Source organism: Corynebacterium sp. NML 120412, from assembly GCF_002285155.1.
GTDB classification, from domain to species: Bacteria; Actinomycetota; Actinomycetes; order Mycobacteriales; family Mycobacteriaceae; genus Corynebacterium; species Corynebacterium gottingense.
On record NZ_NSGL01000001.1, the window covers coordinates 1315822 to 1326968 of the forward strand.

An 11147-nucleotide genomic window follows, 5' to 3' on the forward strand; every position below is an offset into this window, starting at 1 on the left:
GCAGCGCACAGGAGAAGAAAGCACATGAGCAAGTTCGTACCAATGACCGTGGCCGACATCGTGGATACCCTGTTCCCCACGTACAACCCGTTCCGCTGGGAAGCGTTCGACGGGTCCTCCACAGGGCCGGTGGGCGCGGAGCACACGGTGCGCGTGAACAGCCCTGAGGGGCTGTCCTACATCGCCACCGCACCTGGCGACGTCGGCCTGGCGCGCGCCTGGGTCACCGGCGGACTCGGGGTCGAGGGCGAGCACCTAGCACACCCGTACGCGGTGTTTGATAAGCTGCGCAACCTCTACGCCCACTACAAGCGCCCGAACCCAAAGGAACTCTGGCGCATCGTGCGCTCCTTGCGCGGCATGGGTGCGTTCCAGATCCAGCCCGTGCCGGAGGCGGAGCAGGCCTCCTGGTTTGAGCGCACCGTTCGCGAGGGCCTCGCGCCCCACTCCAAGGAGCGCGACGCGGAGGTCATCTCCTCCCACTACGACGTGGGCAACGACTTCTACGAGCTGTTCCTCGGCGAGTCCATGGCCTACACCTGCGCCTACTACCCCACCGAGGACGCCAGTCTGGACGAGGCCCAGGAAAACAAGTTCCGCCTCGTCTTTGAAAAGCTCCACCTCAAGCCGGGCGACCGCCACCTGGACATCGGCTGCGGCTGGGGCACGATGGTGCGCTACGCCGCCAAGCGCGGCGTGAAGTCACTCGGCGTCACCCTGTCCAAAGAACAGGCCGAATGGGCGCAGGCGAAGATCAAGGAGGAGGGACTCGAGCACCTCGCGGAGGTACGTCACCTGGACTACCGCGACGTCACCGAGTCCGGCTTTGACGCGGTCTCCTCCATCGGGCTCATGGAGCACATCGGGGTAAAGAACTACGCCTCCTACTTCGACTTCCTCTCCAGCAAGCTGCGCCCGGGCGGCGTGATGGTCAACCACTGCATCACGTTCCCGGACAACCACAAGACGAACAAGGGCGATTTCATCGGCCGCTACATCTTCCCGGACGGCGAGCTCACCGGCTCCGGCACTATCGTGCGCAAGATGCAGGACCACGGGTTCGAGGTTGTCCACGAGGAGAACCTCCGCTTCGACTACATGCGCACGCTGCGCGATTGGTGCGAGAACCTTAAGGAACACTGGGACGAGGCGGTCGAGCTCGTCGGGCTGAACACGGCCAAGCTCTGGGGCATGTACATGGCGGGCTCCGAGTGGGGCTTCGAGCACGACATCGTGGAGCTGCACCAGGTGATGGGCATCAAGCTGGATAGCGAAGGCTCCCGCTCCGGCACGCCCGAGCGCCGCTGGTGGAACGACTCGGTATTCTAGGCGCGGTGTTTTCAGTACCGCGAGGCGCTAGCATGGCGGGTATGAAGAAAACGATTTCGAAGCCGTACGCCATCGCCGCTGACTACGTCGCTATCGCGGTGTTTGCGCTGCTCGCGCGCGCCGCGCACCAGACCGAGGAGATGCCGTTTAACTTCACCGGCTGGCTGTCCACGCTGTGGCCATTCGCGCTCGGAGTGACGCTCGGCTGGCTCATCGCCCGCGATAACAAAGGCGGCATCATTTGGCCGGTCACCGTCATCACCGGCCTGGTCATTTGGGGGATCCGCAACCAGTCCATCCCGCACTGGTCCTTCATCATCGTGGCCACCGTGATGTCCGCGCTGCTCATGCTCGGCTGGCGCGGCATTGCCAAGCTGGTGGCAAAGAAGGGCTAGAAGCTCGAGCCGAAGTTGTACATCGGGTCGCCGGTCTGGATGCCGTTGACAAACCAGACGAGCATGCTGATCAGGTCGCCGGTGAGATCGAGGGTGGAAGAGAGCATCGAAGCTATACCTTTCTGGTGAGGAGATCGTACGGTTAGCCTATCGGCACCGTAACCATTTCGTTACAGCGGGCTGATCGTGTGCTTCTTCGGCAGATCGGACTCCCGCTTGGTGGAGAGCTGGCGCAGGGCTCGTCGTAAAGCAATGCGCGTCTCGCTCGGCTCGATCATCTGGTCAATGTACCCGCGCTCCGCGGCGACATACGGCGAGGTCATGTTCTCGTCGTAGAAGTCCATGAACATCTTCTTCATCGCTTCGCGCTGCGCGGGGTCCTCGATGGCGGCGAGCTGCTTGCCCTGGATCATCACCACGGCAGCAGAGGAACCCATCACCGCGATCTGGGCGGTGGGCCACGCCAGGTTGATGTCGCCGCACAGGTTCTTCGAGCCCATCACCGCGTAGGCACCGCCGTAGGCCTTACGCACAATCAGCGCGACCTTGGGCACGGTCGCCTCCACGCCCGCGAAGGCGAACTTCGCGCCGCGGTGGATCAGGCCCTCGCGCTCCTGCTGCACGCCCGGCAGGTAGCCCGGGGTGTCCACCACGTAGACGATGGGAATGTTGTACGCATCGCAGGTGCGGATGAAGCGCGCGCCCTTGTCGGCAGCATCGGCGTCGATGCAGCCAGCCTGGTACATGGGATTGTTGGCCACAAAACCGACAGCGCGGCCGTCGATACGCCCGAAGGCACAGATGAGGTTCTCGGCGTAGTTCGCCTGGATCTCCACCAGGTCCTCGTCGTCGCCGAGCTGGACCAGCAGGTCCATCATGTCGTAACCGGCGTTCGTGTCGTCGGGCATGAAAGAGTCCAGCTCGCTGTCGTCGAGTTCCTCGTCCTCCGGTGCATCGACGACCGGGGCCGGGTCGAACGTCGAGGTAGGCAGGTGCGCGAGGAGGTCGCGCACGTAGTCGAAGGCCTCCTCCTCGGAAGCCACCACCGCCTGGATGTTGCCCGACTGCTCCTGCACGCGCGCGCCACCCAGCTCTGCGGAGGTGATGTCCTCGCCGGTCACCTCGCGGATCACGTTCGGGCCGGTCACATACATCTCGGATTCGCCATCGACGGCGACCACGAAGTCGGTAGTCACCGGGGCGTAGACCGCGCCACCGGCGGACTTGCCCAGCATGATGGAGATCTGCGGGCTGCGGCCCGACAGCGGGAGCTGGCGCTTCGCAATCTCGGAGTACATGGCCAGCGACGTCACCGCGTCCTGAATGCGGGCGCCACCCGAGTCCTGGATGCCGATGACGGGGCAGCCGATCTTGATGGCAAACTCCATCACCTCGACCACCTTGCGGCCAAAGGTCACGCCGACAGAACCGCCGTAGACGGTCTTGTCGTGCGCGTAGATCGCCACCGGGCGGCCGTCGATACGCCCGTAGCCCGTGACCACACCGTCGGAGTAGACAGCCTTGTCATCACCCGGGGTACGCGCGAGCGCGCCGATCTCCACAAAGGAGTCCTCGTCAAGCAGAGCGGCGATGCGCTGGCGCGGCGTGGTGCGGCCGGCGTCATCGCGGCGCTTCCGGGAACGCTCCGACCCGGGGTCCTGGGCCTTCTCCAGCCGGGCGCGCAGGTCTGCAAGCTTATCGGCGGTTGTCATGCTCAATCCAATCGTTCATGTGCTTGCCCACGATCCCCACCGCGGGCTCGTCCACCACGGCGAGGTGGTCGCCGGGAAGGTGCACGATGGTCAGGTCGTCCACGATAGCGCCCCAGCCGCCGTCCTCGTCAATGTGCGCGTAGTTCGGCTCCAGCTGGATCGCGCCGTCGTGCATGCGCTCCGCGCGGAACAGCAGCACGGGCACGGTCACGTCGGCCCAGCGGGTGAAGTCCAGGTGGTTGAGGATTTGGTTGTCCACAAAGGACGCGCGCTGGTGCTCAAGCACCCCGGCGGCCAGGCCGTGCTCGGAGGCGTCGGTCGTAGCGAGGAACTGCGAAAGCATCTCTAACAGCGCGTCCTCGCCCGCGGTCTCGAGCAGGTCGTAGGGCACCTCGAAGTCCAGGCCGTACGTCTCCTTGGCAAAGGCGGCGTAGCGGCCCCAGCGCGCCTTCGTCTCCTCCGGCGTGTCCGGGATCGGCTCGCTCGGCTGCGTGGTGTCCAAAAGCGCGATGAAGTCGATTGTGTCATTGCCCAGCTGGTGCGCGACCTCGTAGGCCAGCGCGCCGCCGAAGGACCAGCCGGCGAGCACGACCTTGCGCCCCTTCGCCAGCTCGGTGATGTCCTTCACGTACGCCGCGGCACGCTCCTCAAGCGAGCCCTCGAGGCGCTCCACGCCGTAGACCGGCACGTTGTCGCCGAGTCGGCGCGCCAGCGGGGCGTACACGCTCGAGGACCCACCCGCGGGGTGGAACACGAAGACGGGGTTGACCTCGTCGGATCCTTCGCGGAAGACGCGGATGTTGCCCTCAACCTCGGTCTCGAGCCCCTCGCGCACGATGTTCGCCAGCGGCTCCAGCGTCTCCGCCTCGAGTACCTGCCGCGCGGTGACCTCGATGCCGGATCGCTCGGTCAGGTGCGCGGCGATCTGGCCCGCTTGCTCGTTGCTAATCGACGCCAACGGGGACGTCACACCAGCCGCGGCCTTCCCCGCGTACTTCGCCCAGGCGCCGAACACCATGCGCTCGGAGGCGTCGCGCGGGGCGACGCCGACGCCCTGCGCCGGTTCCGCAGATTCCGCCTGCGCGGAATGCTTGCTGGGCTCCGCCGGTTCCGGGGTCGGAGTTTCCGCCTGTGCGGAATTCTCGCGGCCGGCCGCGGCCTCTTCGACGATGCGGATGACGTCGGAGACGGAGGCGTCGCGAAGCGTCTGCACCTGCAGCGGCGGGATCTGGAAGTCGTTTTCCACCTGGTTCTTGATGCGCATGCCCATCAGCGAGTCCAGGCCGAGGTCGATCAGCGGCAGCTCGTCGGGCAGGTCCTCCGGGTCGTAGCCCATGGATTCGGAGACGATGCCGCGCAGGCGGTCCGCCACCGTCTCGCCGGAGGCGGGGTCCCAGCGCACGGCCTCGACACCCTCGGCGCCTGCGGCAGCCTCGCTCGCGCTCGGTGCGGTGGCGGCGTCACCCGTCGGGGCGATCTCCGCCACGCCCGCGAGCTGCTCATCGCCGCCGAGCGACAGCGTGGTGACAAACCCCTCCGCGAGCAGCGTGTCCTCGTTGAATACCTTCACGCTCGCGCCTCCCAGGCTCGGCTGGACCACCGTGGTGACCTCGCCGTCGGCGGGCAGGTAGCTGTGCTCCTCGCTCGCCACGACGCGGCCACCGGGGAGGACCTCGGCCGCCGCGGCCTCAATGAGCTGGTAGGGGCTAAAGACCTGGTCGGCCTGGGTAGCAAAGGCGACCTTCCCGCCGGGCAGGCGGACCTTGGCGCCCAGCAGGGACCCGCCCGCCGCCGAGGGGCGGGCGGCTGTCCAGTAGGAGTTGGTGTGGAAGGCGGTGCGGGGGGCGTCGATAAGCGAGCCCTCGCCGTAGAAGCCAGCGAACTTCACGGGCATGCCGCCGACGTAGAGTTTGGCGGCGAGATCCAGCAGCGCGCCGACCTCGTCCACCTTGCGCTTGTTGGTAAACAGCAGCTGCGCGTCCGGCTTGCCCGCGGCGAACGCGGTGTTCATCATGCCCATGAGCGCGACCGGGTTCGGGGTGACCTCCACCAGGGTGGTGTGGCCCGCGGCGAAGGCGGCCTCGGTGGCGTCCTGGAAGTAGACCGGCTGACGCGTCATGCGCAGGAAATAGTCCATGTCGTGCACGACCGCGCCCGCCGGGTAGACCTCGCCGCGGTCCACGGAGGTGAACAGCGGCACAGTCAGCGGGTGCGGCTCGATGCCGGCGATGCTGCCGGCCAGGTCGCCCAGGATCGGGTCGAGCGCGCTCGTGTGGCCCGCGCCGCGCACCTTCAGCTTGCGGGCGAACTTCTCTTCCTTGGTCAGGGCGTCCACGATGTAGTCCACGGCCTTGCCCGGGCCGCCGACGGTGGTCATGCCCGGACCGGCGTAGACGGCGGGCTCCACGCCCGCGGCCTCCGGGTGGGCCTGGATGAACTCGGCGAGCTGGTCGCGGGACAGCTCCACCACCGCCATCGCGCCCTCCTGGTCGGTGCCGGCGATCATGGCTTCGCCCTCGCCCATGAGGCGGGCGCGCTGGGTGGCAATGAGGATGGCGTCTTTGTCCGAGATGCCGCCCGCGGCGTAGGCGGCGGCGATCTCGCCCATAGACATGCCCATGGTTGCCGCCGGGGTGATGCCCATGGCGGCGAGCAGGTCGGTCTGCGCGATCTGGATCGCGGTGATGGTGACCTGGCCGGTCTCGGTGTCGTAGGTCTGGCCGTCGTCCGTGATGATGTCCAGCATGGACCAGCCGCCCTCGAACTGCACGTACTCGTCGAGCTCGCGCATGCGCTGCGCAAAGAGCGGGGAGGCGTCGAGCAGCTGCTTGGCCATCTTGCGGTGCTGCGAGCCGAAGCCCGAGTAGACGAAGACGGGGCCGACCGCGCCCGGCGCGTCGGCGGTGACGATGCCGGGGCCGATCTTGCCGTCGGCCACCTGGCGCAGGCGCTTCACGGCCTCCTCGGTGGTCGCGGCCTGCACCACGGCGGCGGAGCGGCCGTGGTTGCGCTTGGCCAGCGAGCGGGCGATGGGCGCGAGGTCCTCGTCGGCGCGGCCCTCCAGGAAGTCCGCGAGTTGGGCCGCGGCCTCTTTGCGTCGCGAAGGCAGCAGCCCGGAGACCGGCAGCGCGACCTGCTCGGCGGCGCCGGCGACGAAGGCGGCGGCGTCGGTGTTTTCGGTGTCCGCTGGCTCATAATCAGCGGAGTCGAAGTCGGTGACCACCACGTGCGCGTTGGTGCCGCCGAAGCCGAAGCCGGACAGTCCCGCGACGCGGCGGCCGGAGTACCGGGGCCACTCGCGCGGGTCCTGCACGACCTCGATGCGCTCCGCGTCAAAGTCCACGAAGTGGTTCGGCGCGGTGAAGTTCGCGCTCGCCGGGATGGTGTCGTGTTTGAGCGCCTCGATCACCTTGATCATTGCCACCACGCCCGCGGCGGACTCGGAGTGGCCCACGCTCGACTTCGCCGAGCCGAGCAGCAGCGGGTCTGTGGCCTCGCGGCCCCGGCCGAGCACCTCGCCCAGCGCGGTGGCCTCGATCGGGTCGCCCAGGATGGTGCCGGTGCCGTGGGCCTCGACCAGGTCCACCTCGTGCGGGTCCACGCCCGCGTCGGCGTAGGCGCGGCGCAGCACGTCTACCTGCGCGTCCGGGTTCGGGGCGGTCAGGCCGTTGGAGTGGCCGTCGGAGTTCGTGGCGGAGCCCTTGATCACGCCGAGGATCTCGTCGCCGTCCGCCATCGCGTCCTCCACGCGCTTGAGCACGACGAAACCGGCGGCCTCGGAGCGGACGATGCCGTCGGCGTCGTCGGAAAAGGCGTGGATGCGCCCGGTGGGGCTGATCACGCCCAGCTCGGAGAACATCAGGGACGCGAACGGGTTGGCCAGAATGTTTACGCCGCCGGCAAGGGCCACGTCCGCCTCGCCGTCGCGAAGCGCGCGCACCGCGTGGTGCACGGAGACCAGCGAGGACGAGCAGGCGGTGTCCACGTTCATGGACGGGCCGCGGAAGTCGAAAGCGTAGGAGATGCGGTTCGGGATAATCGAGCTCGCCGAACCGGTCAGCGCGTACGGGTGAGCCTGCGCCGGGTCGGCGCCCATGAGCATGCCGTAATCATTTGCCGAGGACCCCACGAACACGCCGACCTGCGCGCCGCGCAGCGAGTCGGCCGGGATGTGCGCGTCCTCCAGCGCCTCCCACGCGACCTCGAGCATGATGCGCTGCTGCGGGTCCATATTGGTGCCCTCGAGCGGCGACAGGCCGAAGAACTCGTTGTCAAAGGACGCAATGTCGTCGAGATAGCCGCCGTCCGTGGACTCCTCCGCCATCTTGGTGCGCAGGTAGGGGTCGCCCGTGTACTCGCTCCACCTGCCTTCGGGCAGCGGGCCGGTGGCCACGGTGCCGTCGACAAGCAATTGCCAAAACGCCGCCTGATCCTTCGCGCCCGGGAAGCGGCCGGCCGAACCCACAATCGCGATGTCGCGCTGCGCCGGGGCAAGTGCTTCACGACGCCCACTCGCCCCCTCACTCACGCCCCCCTTCGGCTCGGGCTGCTCGGGCTGCTCGGGCTGCTCGGGCACAGTCAGCGCCTTGGCCAGGGAGAGGATGGTCGGGTGCTGGTAGGCGATAGTGGGGTCGACGCGGCGGCCGAGCGTGCGCTCGAGCTCGCCGGAGAGCACCACGGCATCACGAGACGACAACCCGTAGGCCTCGAGCGACTTGGCCGGATCGACCGAATCGGCACCAGTAACGTCGGCGGCCTCGGCGGTCTGGGCCACCCATTCCTGCAGCCAGCGGATCAGTTCAGTCTCAGTCATTGCGCGTGAGTTCATAACACCTAAGGTTATCGTCCTACTGCGGGTTCGCGTTAGCACGCTCCTGGAATTGCTTTGCGTTCACCCGGCGCGCGATCTTGCCCGACGATGACCGCGCGATCTCGTTCGGCGCGCGGAACTCCACCACGTCCGGGGACACGCCGTGGTGCGAAGATACAGCCGCGCGGATCGCTTCCTCCGCGGCGGCGTCGCCGGACGCGTCGGCGGTGTCGCCGCGCTCGACCAGGATGACCAGGCGCTCCACGTCATCGCCCGGGACGGAGAAGGCGGCGACGGAGTCCTTGCGCACATGCTCGGACGCCTCCATCACGGTGGCCTCGATGTCCTGCGGGTAGTGGTTGCGCCCCGCCACGACGACCAGGTCCTTCACGCGGCCGGTGATGTAGAGCTCACCGTCCACGAGTACGCCGAGGTCGCCGGTGTTGAGCCAGCCGTCCTTCGGCAGGCTCTCCTGGAGCGTCGTGCCGATGGTGTTGGCAAATGTGTCGGCGGTCTCCTCCTTGCGCTCCAGGTAGCCGCCGGCCACGTTCGGGCCGTGGACCCAGATCTCACCCACCGAATTTTCCGGGACCTCGTCCTTGGTTGCTGGGTCAACGATGGCAAAGCGCATCCAGTTGACCGGCTGGCCGTTGGACGCGAACTGGACGCCCTCGCCTTCCGCCACCTCGGCGGCGGTGCCGGCCGCGAGCTGCTCGCGGTCGAAGGAGGTAAAGCGCGGCAGCTCCGTCGTCTTGCCAGCCTGCGGGGTGGATACCAGGAGGGTCGCCTCGGCCAGGCCGTAGGAGGGGCGCAGGACCTCGCGGCGCAGGCCCGACTTGCCAAACGCGGTGAAGAACGCGTCGACGCCCGGCTTGGTCACCGGCTCGGAGCCGATGATGATGCACTCGAGCTGGGAGAAGTCGTAGTCCTCGGCTGCCTCGGGCCCGTTGGGCGCAGCGTAGCGGGCGGCCATGTCCAGCGCGAAGTTCGGCGCGACGGTGTAGATGTGCATGTCCTCCGGGTCCGACTCGCGGCGGGAGAGGCGCTCCATCCAGCGCTTCGGCTGCTGCACGAAATCCTGCGGCGTGAAGATCTCCATCTCGTTGCCCAGGATGATCAGCAGCGTGGTGACCACGATGCCCATGTCGTGGTGCAGCGGCAACCAGGACACCAGGCGCATCGGCTGCTGCACGCCCACGCCGCTGTAGATCTGGATGACGTTGGACACAATGGACTCGTTGGTCAGCTTCACGCCCGCCGGGGTGCGGGTGGAGCCGGAGGTGTACTGCAGGAACGCGGTCTGGTTCGCGGTGTCCGCGCCGGCGGCACCCGCCGCCTCTGCCGCTGCGCGCAGCTCGCCCCAGCCCTGGGCCAGGGTGTCCGGCAGCGCGTCGACGGCGATGATGCGCGGGCGCTGCGCCGACGGCAGGTCGGCAAAGTAGGCGCGCACCGCGGCGGCGCCCTTCTTGTTGGTCAGGACCGTCTTCGCGCCGGAGTCATACAGCACGGCGCGCAGGTGGCCCTCGTGGCCGGGCTCGTTCGGGTCATAGAGCGGGACGGGCACCTGGCCCGCGTACATCGCGCCCATGAAGCCGAGGATGTACTCGGGCGAGTTGGCCGCCAGGATGGCTACGCGGTCACCGGGCTTGCCCACCTGGGCCAGGCGCACGGCGATCGCTTTGATGCGGGTGTTGACTTCACGGCGCGTGTACACAACGGAGTTGCCCTCGGCGCTATCGGAGTAGTCCCAGAACCTGATGCTCACGGCGTCTGCCTGCCCGGCTTGCTCGGCCGCGGCGTAGAGCATCTCCGTCATGGCGGGGATGGTAAATCCCGGCGGGATCGTGATGTTTCCGGCCTCGTCGAGGAAGCGTGCGATGATTGCGTCGAGATCCATGTCTGGGCCCTCCAAAAATTAGTTAGTACCTACAAAGCATCTATAGTAGTGCGCGCCCAATCCAGCGTCCACTGTGGTGTGGTCGTTCCCGGAATCACATCCGGGTTTGTCGCATACATCGCGTGGTTTCCGCTTGCCATTACTAACTCCTGCGCACGCTCCAGCGCGTTGCCCACACGCGCAGGCGCATCGCACACGGTGTCCGCGGGTGCGCAGATCTCAAAGGCGCGGTCCGCAACCTCGCCAAACCCGCCGGGGCGAGCGCCCGTCATAGTCGCGCCCGGCGTCACGCCGTCGGCCACCAGCTGCAGCGGCTGCAGCGCGATCTCCGCGCCCACGCCGGTCACCGGCGCGCCCGGGTTCACACCCACGCCGTTCTCGCGGCGCCCGTCCGCAATCATCACCGCGCCAAGCAGGCGCTCCGGCGGCACAGCGTTCATCCCGGTACCAATCTCGTTGGCAATGTCGCCCACGATCACCGCGCCCTGGCTGAACCCGGCGATGATGAACTTGGTGCTCGGGCATGTCGTCGCCACGTGCTTCAGCTCGCCGTTGAGCTTCGCCTTGCCCTCGACGCGGGAGTCGTCATACGTCATCTCGCGCCGGCCATGCTCAGTCTGGATGTTCCGGAACTGCGCGGTGTACGGCACGGTAAACACGCGGACGTGGTTGATGTCGTACTCCTGCTGGAGCGGTTGCGTGATGGAGAGCATGAAGCTCTGCGGGTTAGCCTGCGGATTGAACGGGTCATCATCCGCCGAAGACTCCCAGGTGCCGGGCACGGAGACGAACTCCACGGCCGGGCACCAGTCTGGCTCCACCGGTTGCTCCGGGTGCTCCGGGTCCTGCGACCCGCCCCCGGTCTCGCCCTGGCCGGGCACCGGGGACAGCGCCGAATCACCGGATTGGTCCGACGCCTGCCACTGGTAGACCCCCAGCCCGATGACTGCGAGGACCACCAGGACGGCTGCAACCACAAAAACGTTGCGCCCTTTGCGCATGAA

At 67.5% G+C, this 11147-nt stretch carries 6 protein-coding genes; 2 read left to right on the forward strand and 4 right to left on the reverse strand.

All coding sequences use genetic code 11. The annotated features are described in order from the left end of the window. The first annotated feature begins 24 nt into the window (after positions 1-24). Positions 25-1329, forward strand: a complete 1305-nt coding sequence (locus tag CKJ84_RS06005; protein ID WP_095546235.1) for a cyclopropane-fatty-acyl-phospholipid synthase family protein — start codon at positions 25-27, stop codon at positions 1327-1329. A 41-nt stretch (positions 1330-1370) separates the two neighbouring features. Then, entirely contained in the window at positions 1371-1724 is a 354-nt protein-coding gene (locus CKJ84_RS06010) for a DUF3054 domain-containing protein (RefSeq protein ID WP_233125517.1), read from the forward strand. A gap of 170 nt (positions 1725-1894) precedes the next feature. Here CKJ84_RS06010 and CKJ84_RS06015 read toward each other — a convergent pair whose 3' ends face one another. The 4 genes from CKJ84_RS06015 to CKJ84_RS06030 are packed head-to-tail and all read right to left on the reverse strand — an operon-like array spanning position 1895 to position 11144. Next, on the reverse strand, positions 1895-3436 hold the full coding sequence (locus CKJ84_RS06015; RefSeq protein ID WP_095546236.1) for an acyl-CoA carboxylase subunit beta: 1542 nt from the start codon (positions 3434-3436) through the stop codon (positions 1895-1897). Beyond that, on the reverse strand, positions 3420-8249 hold the full coding sequence (pks13, locus tag CKJ84_RS06020; protein WP_095546237.1) for a polyketide synthase Pks13: 4830 nt from the start codon (positions 8247-8249) through the stop codon (positions 3420-3422). The genes CKJ84_RS06015 and pks13 overlap by 17 nt, the downstream gene beginning before the upstream one ends. Before the next feature lie 34 nt (positions 8250-8283). Beyond that, positions 8284-10143, reverse strand: a complete 1860-nt coding sequence (locus tag CKJ84_RS06025) for a FadD32-like long-chain-fatty-acid--AMP ligase (protein WP_095546238.1) — start codon at positions 10141-10143, stop codon at positions 8284-8286. A 29-nt stretch (positions 10144-10172) separates the two neighbouring features. After that, the gene (locus tag CKJ84_RS06030) at positions 10173-11144 is read right to left on the reverse strand and encodes a cutinase family protein (RefSeq protein WP_095546239.1); all 972 of its coding nucleotides are present in this window, start codon (positions 11142-11144) and stop codon (positions 10173-10175) included. Between the last annotated feature and the right edge of the window lie 3 nt (positions 11145-11147).

What these genes read in the sequence shown, in the direction of transcription:
- CKJ84_RS06010 (WP_233125517.1), top strand. Translation starts at nt 1,371, where the DNA reads ATGAAGAAAACGATTTCGAAGCCGTACGCCATCGCCGCTGACTACGTC.
- CKJ84_RS06025 (WP_095546238.1), bottom strand. Translation starts at nt 10,143, where the DNA reads ATGGATCTCGACGCAATCATCGCACGCTTCCTCGACGAGGCCGGAAAC.
- CKJ84_RS06005 (WP_095546235.1), top strand. Translation starts at nt 25, where the DNA reads ATGAGCAAGTTCGTACCAATGACCGTGGCCGACATCGTGGATACCCTG.
- pks13 (WP_095546237.1), bottom strand. Translation starts at nt 8,249, where the DNA reads ATGACTGAGACTGAACTGATCCGCTGGCTGCAGGAATGGGTGGCCCAG.
- CKJ84_RS06030 (WP_095546239.1), bottom strand. Translation starts at nt 11,144, where the DNA reads ATGCGCAAAGGGCGCAACGTTTTTGTGGTTGCAGCCGTCCTGGTGGTC.
- CKJ84_RS06015 (WP_095546236.1), bottom strand. Translation starts at nt 3,436, where the DNA reads ATGACAACCGCCGATAAGCTTGCAGACCTGCGCGCCCGGCTGGAGAAG.